At 70.2% G+C, this 14,742-nt stretch carries 5 protein-coding genes; 2 read left to right on the top strand and 3 right to left on the bottom strand.

Going from position 1 to position 14,742, the window contains the following annotated elements; translation table 11 throughout:
* Positions 1–401: 401 nt before the first annotated feature.
* The gene (locus tag ABD481_RS03620; protein WP_486323361.1) at positions 402–1,247 is read right to left on the bottom strand and encodes a hypothetical protein; all 846 of its coding nucleotides are present in this window, start codon (positions 1,245–1,247) and stop codon (positions 402–404) included.
* Between the two features lie 450 nt (positions 1,248–1,697).
* Between ABD481_RS03620 and ABD481_RS03615 the strand changes: the two genes are divergently transcribed.
* Positions 1,698–3,266, top strand: a complete 1,569-nt coding sequence (locus tag ABD481_RS03615) for a helix-turn-helix domain-containing protein (protein WP_344664045.1) — start codon at positions 1,698–1,700, stop codon at positions 3,264–3,266.
* A gap of 42 nt (positions 3,267–3,308) precedes the next feature.
* The gene (locus ABD481_RS03610; RefSeq protein ID WP_344664044.1) at positions 3,309–3,806 is read left to right on the top strand and encodes a GNAT family N-acetyltransferase; all 498 of its coding nucleotides are present in this window, start codon (positions 3,309–3,311) and stop codon (positions 3,804–3,806) included.
* 129 nt (positions 3,807–3,935) lie between these two features.
* Here the strand turns inward: ABD481_RS03610 and ABD481_RS03605 are convergent, their stop codons facing one another.
* The gene (locus tag ABD481_RS03605) at positions 3,936–6,626 is read right to left on the bottom strand and encodes a discoidin domain-containing protein (RefSeq protein WP_344664043.1); all 2,691 of its coding nucleotides are present in this window, start codon (positions 6,624–6,626) and stop codon (positions 3,936–3,938) included.
* A gap of 441 nt (positions 6,627–7,067) precedes the next feature.
* A complete protein-coding gene (locus ABD481_RS03600; protein ID WP_344664042.1) occupies positions 7,068–14,729 on the bottom strand; it encodes an RHS repeat-associated core domain-containing protein in 7,662 nt (2,553 codons plus the stop codon).
* Positions 14,730–14,742: the final 13 nt, after the last annotated feature.

Here is a 14,742-nt window from a genome sequence, read left to right as displayed (position 1 = left end):
GAACCCGCCGGCCCGGTATTCAGCAGGTAGCACGCTCGACTATTGACTACATTATGCACATCTGGGCCGCTCATTAGCGGTATGTCACGGCGATGCCGCTCAGGGGATCGTCGCCTCGACCCGCGCAAGCCGATCGGCGAGATTCTCGTCGAATTCTCAGGTCCTTGCGCGATGCCCTGACCCAGGACTAGGCGTTCGTATAAGCCGTTGACTGAAACGCCGCCGCAGTGGACGCTCATATTGCGGGGTGAACACAGAACCCTGATAAAGAGACCAGTCTCCAGGGCGGTCGACGAGGATTCCCGACGGGCTGGACACCGCAGGAAACGGGGGAGTTGAAAACTATGGTGCAAACGGACTCAATAGTCGCATTGTCCAGCTAAGCCCTGAGGCGGGGCCGCCTATTGCGCGGCCCCGCCGGCAACGACGTCACTGGTGCCGTTACTCGCGCCGTCACCGGCAGCATCGGCGGCACCGTCAGCGGCGAGGTCGGCGGCGATCGTCGACCAGCCCGCCGCGAGTTGCGACGCCACCTGGGCGAGCACGTCCAGGCAGTAGGGAGATACGCCACGGACCATGGTCGGCCACTGCGCCTGCACGCTTCGCTCCATCGCCAGTATTCGGAGCATCGCTTTGCCCCCGTCCGAGTAGCGCAGAGACGGGTCTCTGCTCAGGCGCTGTAGCAGAGGATTGATGTGCTGCGCCGCGATCGCCGCGACGGCTTCGGGGCCGGGCCGTTGAAGGTGCTCGGGGACCTCGTCCCCGCGCGCCGGCACCGGCTCCGTTCCGGCGGCCAGCCGCGATCGCACGCTGTGGGCCGTCGACACCGAGATCCCGGCCTCCCGAGCCACTTCCCGCAGCGTGGCCTCCGGATTCCGGGACAGTATCTCCACCGCGGCCCGGCGTCCGGTCGCCGCGTTGACCGGCCGGATCCGGCCGTCCCGGCCGATCCGCTGCGTCGTGGGCTCGGTGACGGCCAGGCCGTGGCGGATGGCGGCGACGGTCTTGGCCGCCAGCCCCGCCGACATTGCGATCGAGCGGTCGGACAGCTGGGGATGCGAGGCGATGATGCGCGCCGCCGCCGCGCGCCGGTCGGGAAGGCTCAGCGGCAGGCCGTGCGCCGTGTTCGTCCGCACTCCGAGGCGGAATGCCTCCTCCTCGCTCCCCACAAAGAAGACGGCGTCGATTTTCGGCCGTCGGTTGAGGCGGGCCGCCGCCACCCGGTGCACCCCGTCTATGATGCGCATTGTCGACTGGTGCACCAGAATCGGCGGCAATGGCGTCTCGACTTGTGCGAGGGTGCGCACATGCGCCGCGTCGACACCGGTGCTGCGTGCCGAATCAGCCTCTCGCAGTTCGCTGATACGGACTTCGACGACCGGTCGCATGGACGCCCCCCGACAACGTCACATCGCAACCATAATGACGTCGCCCCTGACTACTACTAACGCCGTTCGAGAACGGTGATGTTCGAATGCGGATTCACTCGGTCGAACGGCCGGTGGTATTTCCGGCCGTTCACAAATATGTGGCTGCAGGAAACACTATCGGCAGGTCCGGTGGCGCCGTAAAGGACGGGTTCGCACAGTGAGGGACGAGACCCGGTACGGCAGTGCACAGCGAGCCCTAGGGTGGTGGCCGACGCACGCGCCGGAAGAACGATCAAGATGCTCGGCACATGAGGTGGAGGACGCCCGATGGATGCCAGTCCGGGGACCGTTCCGGAGACGGTCGTCGACGCGACCGATCGGGCCCGCGACGTCCTGGAGTTGCAGCGCCTGGCGCGGGGCAGCGGCACCCAGGGGCTGTTGGGGTGGCTGGCCGGCCGGATCGGGGCTCCGGTGTTCCTGATCCATCCGTCGGGCCGGATCGCCGCACAGGCCGGGCAGGACGGGCAGGCCGCACAGGCCGGTCAGGACGCACAGGCCGGGCACGACGGGCAGCCGTCGGGCGAAGACATCCGGGAACTCGCCGTGCAGGCGGTCCGCACCGCGGTGGCCCGCAAGGCAAGCTCCATCAGCGTCGACCACGACGCGTCGACCGGCGTCGCCGTCACCCTCGGCGGCCTTCCCGAGACCGACGACCCGCTGCTGGCCGCCGTCGTCTCCCGCTGGGCGCCGCCGGCGAAGGCACGGCTGCTCGCGGACGCGGCACCCGTACTGGGTCTGAGCTGGCAGGCCGAGCGCCTGGAAACCCAGCGGCAGCGGCAGCGGCGCGCCGACGCGCACATCCGCGAGGCCGTACTGCGGCTGCTGATGAACGGCCACATCGCCGATGCCCGCCAAGTCGCGGCAGCGCTGTTGCCCACGCTGGCCGAGACCGTACAGATCCACGTCGTCGAAGGGCCGCCCGCGCAGCGCAGGCAGCTGGCGGACAACCTCGCCGTCAGTCTGACCGACGCCTGGGTGGTGCCCTGCCCGGTCTATCGCGACCATGTCTTCGTCCTCGCACCGGTCGACACCGAGGCCCGGGCCGCCGCGTCTTCGCCGTGGACGCTGCCCGCGCTCATAGCGAACGCCTGCGTCGCCGGCTCCAGCGCGGCGGTGCCGTTGCAGGACACGGCCGTCGGCTATGCCCAGGCGTTCCACGCGCTGGCCGCCGCCCGCCACCGGGACCTGCGCCACTGCACGTTCGCCGCCAGCGCCGATCCGGCGCTGGTCATCGGCGCCGCCGGGGCGCGATGGGCTCAGGAGTTCCTGGCCCCGCTCCGGTCCTACCGCCGCCGGCGTCCGCAGGACCCTGATGGCTCGGAGCTGTTGGCCACCGCCTCGTCCTGGCTCAGCTTCAGCGGCGGGGCCAGCGCGCATCTGAAGGTCCACCGCAACACCGTGACCGCGCGGATGGCCCTCGTCCAGGAGCTGCTGTCGCTGGACCTGGACCGGATCGGCGACCAGTCGACGCTGTCGCTGGCCGTCCGGCTCTCCTCGTCGGGGATTCCGGCCGCGCCGGGACCGGCCGAGGGCGACCCCGTCGACGTGGACGGGCTGTTGGCGCTGCCGGACGTCGTCGACTGGGCCGAGCGGCAGCTCCGGCCTTTGCAGGACCCGGGAATCTCCGATGCCGTCCGCGAGACCCTGGCGACGTGGCTGGCGGCCGACGCCCGCATCGAGGCGGCCGCGGAGACCCTGGGGGTCTCCACCGCCGGGGTTCGCAAACGCCTTATCCGGATCGAGATCCTGCTCGAACGCTCATTGCTGCGGCCCCCGAGCGCGGTCCACGACTTGTGGCTGGCGCATCGGGCCATCGCACTGGCCCGGTCTTGCTAGCCGTCCGACTAGCGGATGCCGCCGACGGAAATAATCGAGTCCATGACTCAGCTCACCGCGCTCGCTCCCGCCGACGTGATCCCGTTGCGCGACGAACTTCTCGCCGCCGCCCTCCAGTCCTTCGCGGCTCCGCCGTGGAACGAGGGACCCGAAGACGCCGCTGAGACCGTGGACCGGATCTGGAGCCACCTGGACGGTCGTGATTTCGCGGGAGTCGTCGCGCGGGACGGGGAGGTGCTGGTCGGGTTCGCGTTCGGATCGACCAACTCGGCGTACGCCGCGCTGCATCCGGGGCCGACTGTGCTGACCGAGGCGTTCGAACTCGTGGAGCTGGCGGTCGTGCCGGAGTATCAGGGCCGAGGCATAGGGCGGGCTCTGCACGACGCGGTGCTTGTCGACGCCCCGAGTCCGCGGCTGCTGATCACTCATCCGGACGCCCCCGCGCGCACGGCCTACCTGCGCTGGGCGTGGGCCGACCTGGGACTGGTCACGATGCCCGAGGGCGGCGAATGGATCCTCATGCGGCATGACGCCCGGTGAACGGCACCGCCGCCAGGACGGAGTACGTGTCCTGACGGCGGCTGCGCTGATCACGGCCGACGCTGATCGCGGCGAACGCTGATCGCGGCCAACGGTGGTCGCGGCCGAAGCTGATCGCGCCGCGGATGCCTACTGCTGATACACGGCGAACTCAGAGAGCTGAGCAGCCGGCCAGCCGGTGTTCGCGCTGAACGTCAGCTTCACGTAGCGCACGTTCGCCGAGACGGTGATCGTGGCCGTGTTGCCGGTGGCCGGGTTGAACGTGTAGCCGGCGGATCCGGCCAGCGTCGTGTAGGTCGCGCCGTCGGTGCTGCCCTGGACCACCAGGGTCTCCGTCCGGGTCGCCCAGGCGGTGGCCGGCGGCAGGTTCAGCACGATCCGGCCCACCGCGTGCGAGGCGCCGAGGTCGACCTGGATCCACTGCGGGAACGCGTTGTTCGCACTCTCCCAATAGGTGCTGGTGTTGCCGTCCACGGCGTTGGCGGCGACGTAGCCCTGGTTGGAGCTGCTGGCGGTCACGGGCGCGTTGAGCGCGAGGTTCGGGTTGGGGTTCGTGGTCGCGCCGGTGCCGCTCAGCGATACCAGCGTCGGGCTGTTGGTGGCGTTGCTCGTCACCGTCAACGTTCCGGTGCGAGTGCCGGTGGCGGTCGGTGTGAACGTCACGCTCGCGGTGCAGGACGCACCGGCCGCGAGCGACGAGCCGCAGCTGTTGGTCTGCGCGTAGTCGCCGCTGGCGGTGACCGACGTGATGGCCGCGGCCGCCGTGCCGGTGTTGGTGATGGTCACCGTGCGAGCGGCGCTCGTGGTGCCGACGTTCTGGCTGCCGAAGGACAGGCTCGACGGGTTCGTGCCGAGGATCGCGCTCGGGGTGGTGCCGCCGGAGCCGAAGACCTGGAACTCGGAGAGCTGGGCCGCGGGCCATCCGGTGTTGGCGGTGAAGGTCAGGCGCAGGTAGCGCGTCGTGGCCGTCACGGGGACGGTCACCGAGTTGTTGTTGACCGCCGGGTCGAAGGTGAAGGTCGTCGGGCCGAGGATGGAGGTGAAGGTGGTGCCGTCATTGGTGCCGGAGACCGCGACGGTCTGCGTCCGGGCACCCCACGAGGTGGACGGCGGCAGGGACAGGCCGATCGAGCCGATCGAGGTCCCGGAGCCGAGGTCGACCTGGATCCACTGCGGGAACGCGTTGTTCGCGCTCTCCCAGTAGGTGCTCGCGTTGCCGTCGTTGGCGTTCGTGGGCGGGAAGCCCTGGACGTAGCTGCTCGCCGTGATCGGCTTGCCGAGGGCCAGGTTGGTGCTGCTGGTCGCGCCGGTTCCGGACAAGGCGACGGTCATGGGGCTGTTGGTGGCGCTGCTGCTGATGGTCAGCGAGCCGCCGCGCGCCCCGGCGGCGGTCGGATGGAAGGTGACGCTGATCGGGCACGAGGCGCCGGCGGCGATCGACGTTCCGCAGGTGGTGGTCTGGGCGAAGTCGCCGGACGCGGACACGGTCACGCCGGTGACCGCGCTGCTGCCGGTGTTCTGGACGGTGACGGTCTGCGCGCCGCTCGTCGTGCCGACGCTCTGGGCGCCGAATGCGAGGCTGCTCGGGGAGGCGCTGAGCGTCGAGCCGCTCGGGCTGATCGGCGGCGAGGTGATGCTCAGGACGTTGGTCAGCACGGCGTTGGCGAACTCGGGCTGGAGCGTGCTCGTGGTCTGCTTCTCCACCTGGAAGCCGGCGGGCTGCGAGGCCGGCGGGGATCCGAAGCAGCCGCCCGCGGTCTGGCTGCCGACGTGCCGCGAGACATCGACATTGCCGGTGGCGGTCCAGTTCTGGACACCGTTCACCGCGTAGCCGTAGCCCATGTACTGGCCTTGCAGGGTGTTGTCGGTGACGGTGGCGCCGTAGAGGGTGCCGGTGGTGCAGTTCCACACCTGCTGACCCATCGCCAGGCCGACCTTGATGAAGGCGCCCTGCGCGTCGATCGTGTTGTGGGTGACCAGTGTTCCGGTGAAGTTACCGTTCATCGGCGCGTAGTCGACCATGTTGATGCCGCCGAGCAGCAACTGGTTCTTGGCGATGATCGTGTTGTTCTGGATCGTCGAGCCGGGCGCGCCGAACACGACGATGCCGCCGTCGGTGGCGTCCTGCACAGTGTTGCCCTGCACGAGGCTGTTGCCGCAGGCCAGCGAGATGCCGTCGGCCCACACGCCGGTCGCGGAGGGCGTGGCGGTCCCGGAGGGGCCGATCTGGTTGTCGAGGATCTTCGCGTTCTGACAGGTGGGGGTGTTGTTGGTGACGACGCCCTCGATGATGTGCAGGTCCGACCAACTGCGGGTGTCATGGGCGGTGATGTTCTGCACGGTCTGCCCGGAAGCGTTGCCGCCCATCTCCAGCAAGGCGCCGCCGGTCAGCGCCCCGAGACCGGGACGGCTGCCGTCCACCTGGATGTTCTCGACAGTGACACCGGACTGGTTGTTGGCCGCGACGGCGGTGGTGAGGCCGGAGCCGGCCACCTTCAACACCGCCCGCGTCCCGTCGGTCGGCAGCCCTTGAGTGAGAATCGCCTGGTTGGCCGCGGTGAACGTGACGGTGTTGCTCAACGTGAAAACCGCACCCGGGCACAGGACCGCTTGCGCGCCCACCCCGACGAGCGCCGCGTTGATGGCGGCGTCGGTCCCCGAGGCGATGCAGCTCGCGGCGGCCGGCGCTGCGGCGGCGGCCGGGGCGGCGGAACCGGCCGCGGCCCCCGGAGCCTGGAGCACGAGGGCGGCGGTGGCGGTCGCGGCGGCCAGCGCCGCTCCGGGCCATCTGGTGCGCAGAGTCCTGATGAAGCCTGGCATGGCAACTCCCTGATGACGGCGTCCCGTGGGTCGTCGTCAACGTACAAGGGGAGGCATACGACTGCAAGGTTTCAGCGAAGTTAAGAAAATTTTCGACAGGTGACGGGAAGATTCCTAGTGAGGGCGGCCAGCCGTGATCTCGGGAAGGCCCACGCGGTGATCCGGGCCCCGTCCCGCAGCGAGAACACCGTTCCGCGACGGAAACCCGCCGCCTTGGTGAGCGCCGCGGCCAGAAGCCAGGCGATCCCCCGGATGAATCGCGCCCACACCGGGAGCCGCTCCGAGGAGGCCCCCTTGTCCGGCACCGCCCCGGCGGACGAACCATGCTGAAAAGCAGCGTGCCCTCGGCCGCCACCCAGTCTGACAGCCGATCACACAGCGGGGCCGTGGAAACCGAAGGCTTCCACGGCCCCGCCGCTCACCGCTTCCGGTACCTCCCGCTCACTTCTTCCGATACTTCCTGTAGTCCTTGATCACCGCGGCCAGCGCCACGACGCCGACTATCCACCCGGTGATCGGATCCGCCGCGGCTGTCTGGCCGTGGCCGTCGTGGGCGGCCGACTTGGACGCCTTCACGACCGCCTTGACGGCCTTCTGGCTGTTCTTGAACATCCTTCCCGCGTAGGTCAGGAGTTTGCGGGCCTTGATCGGGGGTTGCTTGCACGGGCACGCGGTCCAGGGCTTGTCCTTCTCCCAGTCCGGGTGGATGCCCTGGGGGCAGGACTCGAGTTCGCCGTGGCCGAGGTTCACGTCGCAGCCGAGGTCCTGGGGGGTGAAGCCGGGGACCGGGGTGCGGACCTTCTCGCCGGTCTCCGGGTTCAGGCGGGTGCCGTCGGGGAGGCACTGCCAGTTGGCGAGTTGCATTGAGCACTCGCCGATGCGCAGACCGGGGTCGCCCGGGTCGGACACCGCGCCCACCGGGAGGTCGGCGGAGTCCAGGACGCAGGACAGGATGCTGCCGCCCAGGCCGCACGAGCCGTCCGCGGACGCCTGGCCGGCGTTGTTGCCCGGCGCCGTCGGGCCGGGGATCTCGTCGCCGGTCGGGGTGGGGATGTGGATCGGGTCGCTGAAGTCGATCAGGAGTTGGGCGACGGTGTGCCAGGTGTCGGTGATGCCGCCCAGGATGCGGCTCCAGGTGTAGGAGCCGTTGGAGTAGTAGGTGTAGGTCGTGGTGGTGACCTGCGAATAGGTGTCGGTGCGGGTGTAGACGTAGGTGTCGTCGTACCACTTCGTGACCGTCTGCCACGTGGCGGTCGTGTTGAACGTGGAGATGCTGGTCACCACCGGGGCCGGTGGTTGGGGGGCGCCGCCCGCGGGATCGCCGCCGCCGGCGGGGTTGCCGGCCGGCGTGGTGTCGATCCCCGGGCCGGTGCCGGGCGGCGTGACGGGCCGGGCCGGGGTCTGGGAACCCGAGGGCGAGTCGGCCGTGCCCTTGTAGGACATCGACCCGTCGGTGTTGACGTAGAGCTCGTAGGCGATGGCCCCGACCGTGATCACGACGATCGCGCCGACCACGAGTGCGAGGCAGCTCACCACGCAGATCGCACCGGCGCCGCCGATCTCCAGCCCGGCGATGCCGGCCGCCTCCAGGGCCGGGACGGCGGCCTCGGCCACGGCCGCCACGGCGCCCCCGATCTCCTCCCCCGCGGCCGCGATCTCGGCCCAGCCCTCGACGGCCAGGTCGGCGAAGTCGTCGATGTAGCCGCCGACGTCGCCGACGGACTCGGCCCAGTCCGCCAGGGTGCCACCGACGTGCCCCAAGGCGGTCATCCAGTTGTGGCCGTCGGTGTCGGACCTGCTGGTCGGGTTGGCCCCGGCGTAGGCGTAGAGGTTGGTGTCGACCGCGGCGGAGATGCCGGGCGCGTCGGAGTCCTCCGACAGGAAGATGCCCGCCGTGGGGTCGTACCAGCGGGACTGGGCATAGACGCGGCCGGTGACCGGGCTGGTGTAGCCGCCCTGGAAGCCGGCCGCGGGCATGGTGCCCGAAACGGACTTCGGCACACCGAACGCGGAGTAGGCGGCGCTGCCGGTGACGCTCCCGGTCTTGGGATCGACGCCGGCGATGACATCGCCGTGGACGTTGTGCAGCAGCCCCTGGACGGAGCCGCCGGCCGAGGGCTTCGCCGCCATCGGGAGGCTGGATCCGTCGTCCATCCGCACGTAGCGGGACGGGCCGTCGACCGTCGGCTCCAGGCCGCCGGCCGGGTACTGACTCACCGCGCCGCCGGCCTGGCCGTTGCCCTGCAACCGGTCCAGGGCGTCGTAGCTGTAGGTCGCGGTGCCGTCGGCGACCATCCGGTCGAAGGCGTCGAACTGCGCCGTGGTCGTGGTCGTCGCCCCGGTGGCGGCGGCCTTCTTGGTGGTCGAGGCGAGGGTGCCGCGCGCCGACCAGGCGTAGGTGGTGGTGGCGTCGGTGGCGCTGACGGTCTGCACCCGGTCCCGCTGGTCGAACGTCGCGGTGGCGGACCAGCTGGTGGCGCCGGACGCGGTCAGGTCGGTGACCCCGACCCGGTTGCCGACCGCGTCCCAGGCGTACCGCTCCTGGCCGGTGACGGCTCCGTTCGCCGAGGTCGCGTCGGCCAGCAGCCGGTTCGCGGCGTCGTAGGTGTACGTGTGCGCGCCCTCGGCGGCGAACACCCCGGTACCGGTCTTGCCGGTCAGGTTGTCCGCGGCGTCGAAGGTGTACTTGAGCAGACCGGTCTGCGCCCCGCTCGCGTCGGACGCGGTGTGGGTCGTCAGCCGGCCCAACCCGTCGTAGGCGTACCCGTACACGGGCCCTGCGACGCTGGAGACGATGTCCTTCTCCGAGGTCAGCTGGCCGGCGGAGTCGTAGGTGTATTGGCGGGTGGTCGAGGACAGCGTGTCGTTCTCGGCCGCGACGTCGGCCATCCCGGAGTACTTGAACGAGGTCCGGGACGCGCCGTCCAGCCGCGTCACCAGCCGGCCCTCGGCGTCGTAGCTGTTGGAGGAGGTCGCGGTGCCGGTCCCGCCCGGCGCACCGGTCACCGCGGTCAGCACCAGGCCCCGGTCGTCGTAGGTGAACGTCATCGGGCTCAGCGCCGAGGACGAGATCGAGGTGACCCGGCCGTCGAGGTCGTAGCCGAAGTTCTTGGGCGCGGTCGCCCCCTCGGCCCCGGCCCCGGTCCGCGTGGTGAGCCGGCCCAGGTTGTCGTACACCGACGCGGTCGAGACCCCGCCCGGGGCGGTGGTGGCCACCGGGTCGCCGGCGGCGTTGTAGCTGGCCGTCCAGGTCCGGTCGGCGAGGTTCGGCTGCGCGGCGGTGGCCGGCTCGACCCGGCCCACCGGATTCCCGAGGCTGTCGAAGGTGGACCAGGTGGAGTTCCCGCGGGCGTCGGTCACCCGGGTGACCTGGCCCGCCGGGTCGTAGCCGGTGGTGGTCCGCGCGCCGGGCACGGTCACGCCGTCGTTGCCGACGGTCGCCGGATCGGTGATCGAGATCCGGCGGCGCGCCGGGTCGTAGGCCGCCGACCACGTGTTCCCGCGGCCGTCCTGGAGCGAGGTGAGGTCGCCCGCGGCGTCGTACCCGTAGCTCTCCGAGCTCATCAGCACCTTGGCTTGGTCGTACTGCGAGACCTTGGTCTGGCGGCCCGCGAGGTCGTAGGCGGCCGTGGTGGTCCGCCCCAGCGGGTCGGTGGCGCTCACCACGCGTCCGCCCACGTCGTACTGGTAAGTGGTGACGCCGCGCCCGGACTCGGTGGAGGTGGCCACCTCGCCGGCGGCGTCGTAGGTCCACGACGCCAAGGTGTCGGCCGTCCCCTGCCCGGTCAGGTCGCCGAAGACGTTGTAGGCGTTGGTGGTCGTGTACTGCGACGGTGTCGCGGTTCCGTTGCGGACCACCTCCACCACCGTGGCGACGCGGTCCATCACGTCGTACGTCTTCAGGGTCTGGGCCCCGGTCGGATCGACTTCGGACAGCAGGTTGTCGTCGTCGTCGAACACGTGCTTGGTGACCCCGGCCGCCGCTCCTGAAGCCGCTGCCGGCGCCGTCACCTGCACAGCGCGGTTGCGCCGGTCGTAGACGAAGCTGGTGACCTGGCCGCGCTGGTCGGTGTGGGTCAGGATGTTGCCATTGGCGTCGTAGGTCCACTTCTCGGTCGGGGCCAGCTTGGCGCCGTTGGGCTCGGTGGCGGTGGGATAGTCCACCTCGGTCTTGCGGCCGAGGGCGTCAAAGACGGTGTGGGTCACGGCGCCGTTCGGATCGCGGACGTCGGTGACCTCGCCGAAGGCGTCGTAGCCGCGGGTGGAGGTCGGCGCGGCCGCCGTGGCGGCACCGCCGGACCCGTCCTCGACCTGCACCTGCGGCGCCTTCACCGACACCAGGCGGCCCAGCGTGTCGTAGGCGTTGGTGAGCGTGTAGGCGGACGCCGGGGGCGTCGTCGAGCCGAACGCCGCGGATCCTCGCGGGTCGGTCTGGGCCACGACACGGCCGGAGGTGTCCCGCTGGAAGGTGGTCACCAGGTCCGCGCTGGTGTCGTTCTTCACGGACACCTGATACAGCTGTCCGGCCGCCGAGTAGCCGTTCGACGTCTTCTCGGTCCGGCCGCCGCCGGTCAGGGTCGTGGTCAGGAGGTCGCCGGACGGCGCGTAGGCGTAGGCCGTCGACCGGTTCAGTCCGGCCGGGTCCAGCACCTCGGTGGTCTTCCGGTTCAGCGCGTCGTAGGCGGTGGTGGTCACCCGCGCGCCGTTGCCGGCCGAGTCCTTGGTCTGGTTCCCCGCCGGGTCATAGGTGTATCGGTGGAGGACGAGGTTGTACGCAGGGCCGTTCGGTGAGTCCTGATAGTTCTGCAACGTCTCGGTCAGTTGCAGATCGTCGTAGGTGTAGGTGTAGGCCACCGACCGGCCCATCGGCCCGGTCGTGGACAGCAGCCGCCCGCCCGGGTCGTACTGGTTGTTCGCCAGCACCACCTTGCGCACCACGCCGCCGGTCACGGTCGGGTCGTCCACGAAGTTCGTCAGGGTGGTGGTCGTCGGCGCGCCGAGCTGGGTGTAGCCGAAGAGGTAGATCCCGCCGTTGCCGTCGGTGCGGCGGATCATCTCCCCCAGCGCGTCGTACATCGCCGAGGCGACGCGGGTCCCGTTGACCGTCGCCGCGACCTGCTTGCCGAGGCCGTCGTAGGTATACGCGGTGGTCCGGGGCGCGTCGCCGCTGGCGCTCACCGGTGTCAGGTCGGACTGCGTCGAGGACTTCAGGTTCCCGTCGGCGTCGTAGGTGTTGGTGGTCAGCAGCTGATGCGTCACCCCGGTGATCGGGTTGACCACCGCGGGGTCCTTGGTGGTCAGGACCCGGCCGTCGGCGTCGTAGGTGTAGTCCGTCTCAGCACTCGTGGAACCGGTCACCACGATCTTCTTGGCGACGTGGCCGGTGGCGTCGTAGTACGTGTTGGTGACCTCGCCGGCGGGGGTCGTGACCTTCGTCAGATGCCCGATGTGGTCGTACGCGTACGTGGTCACCCGGCCGTCGGGGTCGGTCGTCGACGCCAGGAGGCCGCACGGCTGGAGCGTGTTGTAGCCGGGGATCGTCGGGTCGTTCACCACGATCGGGGAAGCGGTGTTGCCGTCGCACGTGTACGTGTGCGTCGTCGTCGCGATGGGCGCCGCGCCACGGCTCGGCGCCACGCTCTGGGACACCACGTTGCCGTCGGCGTTGTAGGCCATGGTGGTCACGTGCATGTCCGCGTCGAGGATCTGCGTGACCTTGCCGTACCGCTGGTCGGTGGCGGGCAGGAGCACGCCGCCCTCGAAGGTGTCGTGCTGGTAGGAGGTCGTGACCTGGGTCTGGCCGTCCCGCCAGCGCGTCACCGCGCCGAGCCAGCCCTCGGGCCCGAACGCGTACGACGTGATGTTGCCGTTCTCGTCGTAGAGCGAGGCGACCTGGCCCCACGGTCCGTAGGTCCACAGCCGTTCCTGGTTCGGCCCCGGCACGCCGTTGCCGTACCACCGGGCCCGGAGCCGGCCGGTGTAGCTGAACTCGTACGACATGCTCGTCCCGCGCGGATCGGTGACGACGTCGACCAGCTTCGCGTCCATCGGCGAGCCCGCCGGCGGGGTGGCGCGGGTGTACTGCCAGGTGCTGTGCGCGGAGTCCACGCCGGGCACCTTCACCGAGGCCACGGTGCCGTTGGCGTTGTAGGTGATGGTCGTGGTCTCCGCGGCCCCGTTCGGGTTCGAGAACGAGGTCAGCTGCGAGCCGGTCCACGCGTACGCCGTGCACGCCGACAGGTCGGTGCGCGGGTCGCAGGCGTGCGCCAGCCGGCCGCCGGTGTAGTCATAGGTCCAGAACCGGCTGCCGGAAAGCTGGCCGATCGACGCCACGTGCCCGTCCGCCGTCCACCCGACGACCAGGTTGAAGTCGTCGCCCTCGCCGATCCGGATCACCTGGCCGGTACCGTTGTAGCCGAAGACGATCGGGTACAGCTTCCGCGATCCTCCCCCAGAACTCTGATACGTCGGCGGGTCGATCTCGTAGAGGCGGCCGCTGGCGTTGAAGTAGTAGCTCGCGCCGTCCAGGATCAGCAGATCCGGCCCCAGGACGCGGGCCTCGCCGCTCTCGCCGTACGCGGGAACGTAGCTGCCGTCGGGGTCCTTGCCGTAGTTGACCTGCCGGCCGTCCGGATAGTTGACCGACAGGATCCCGGCCGGCGACACCGACGTCCGCATGTCCAGGATCGAGGACCAGCCCTGCCCAAAGGAGCCGCTCATGGTGTTCGCGCTGTTGTAGGTGCGCTTGAAGTCGAGGTCGAAGCCGGGGGCCTGCACCGTGAAGTCCTTCTCGGTGCGGGTGTAGTTGTTCAGGTACAGGTCCACGCCGACCGTGTCGGTCGCGCCCGATCCGGTCGCGTAGTGCGCCCCGTCGGTGGTGGTCACGACCGGGATGAAGGAGCTGAAGTCCGACCACGGCGTCGTGAACGACGAGTCCGCCACCCGCGCGCGCCAGTAGTAGGCCGTGTTCCACTTCAAGGTGTTCGCGGGCGGGTTCCAGGACACGTTGCCCGCGAAGGAGCCGGTGGTCCAGGGCACGGTGCGCCGAGGGGAGTACCAGCAGGTGTTGCCGCCGGTGTCGGGGTCGGCGGGGCTGGTGCAGACCTGGAAGTCGACGCCGTTGGCGACTGTGCCGTCCGCGCGGACCACGACGTTCAGGGTCGGGGCCGTCGAGTCGACGGTGCCGCCGTCCGGCGGATTGTTGAGCAGGCCGGCCGGCGGGTAGTGCGGAACGACGAACTGGATCGCCCGGGCCGCGACGACGTGCTGCGCCGAGAAGAAGCCGGTGCTGTCGCGCAGGTCCCAGACCAGCTCGAAGTTGCCCGCCGGCAGGTACTGGATGCTGGCGTAGATCTGGACCTGGTAGCCCGGCGGCACGTCCGTGGTGATCCGGCTGCTCAGGCCGTTGTAGTTGACGACGGTGCCGTCCGAGCGGTTCAGGTGGTAGCCGAGGCTGACGGAGTTGGCCGTCCACGTGAAGGTGCCGGTGTTGGCGACCGTGACCCACATGTAGCCCGGCGAGCTGTAGCTCGGCTGGACGTCGAAGGTCGTCGCCGGTGAGTAGGTGGCGCCGTAGCCGGTGTCGGCCGCGGCGGCGGTGGAGGCTGAGGTGACAGCGGAAGCCGAGGTGGTGGCAGCGGCTGTCACGTAGTTGAGTTTCGCGACTAAGGGAATCTCCGCAGCGGCCCCGAAATCGCTGTCCTCGTAAGCCTTGAGCCCGCGCCGCCGCGGTGCCGGAGGAGCCCCGTCGTCCGGTCCGGCCGCGTCGGTCAAGTGTTTCGCCCTGGCCGTGGCCAGCTTGTCAGCCCGCTGCTTCGCCTCCGCCGTCAGCGGCGTCGCGACCTGCGCGGCGGCCTGCGGACGGTCCGCGGCCAGGAACTTCTGGATCGCGTCGTGCCGCGGCCCCGAACCGGAGTCCGGCGTCTGCGTCGGCCCCGCCGGCGGCGGCGTCGCCGGTTGCGAGACCACCCCCGGCGGCAGCGGCCGGGAGTCGACCCGGCTCGGCACCGATCCGCTCACCGGCGGCGGACTCACGCTCATCACCGTGACGGCCATCGCCGCCGTCACCACCACAGCGATCCAAGATCGCCAGCGTACCCCCATGACAGACCCCATA

Origin of the sequence: Catenulispora yoronensis, from assembly GCF_039531695.1 — a bacterium.
GTDB lineage: Bacteria > Actinomycetota > Actinomycetes > Streptomycetales > Catenulisporaceae > Catenulispora > Catenulispora yoronensis.
The sequence above is the reverse complement of the archived record's forward strand: the minus strand, read 5'-3'. Positions and strand labels throughout refer to the sequence as shown.

Bases quoted from the DNA above. Each gene is read 5' to 3' on its own strand.
- ABD481_RS03600 (WP_344664042.1), bottom strand. From the start codon at position 14,729: ATGGGGGTACGCTGGCGATCTTGGATCGCTGTGGTGGTGACGGCGGCG.
- ABD481_RS03620 (WP_486323361.1), bottom strand. From the start codon at position 1,247: ATGCGCATCATAGACGGGGTGCACCGGGTGGCGGCGGCCCGCCTCAAC.
- ABD481_RS03610 (WP_344664044.1), top strand. From the start codon at position 3,309: ATGACTCAGCTCACCGCGCTCGCTCCCGCCGACGTGATCCCGTTGCGC.
- ABD481_RS03605 (WP_344664043.1), bottom strand. From the start codon at position 6,626: ATGCCAGGCTTCATCAGGACTCTGCGCACCAGATGGCCCGGAGCGGCG.
- ABD481_RS03615 (WP_344664045.1), top strand. From the start codon at position 1,698: ATGGATGCCAGTCCGGGGACCGTTCCGGAGACGGTCGTCGACGCGACC.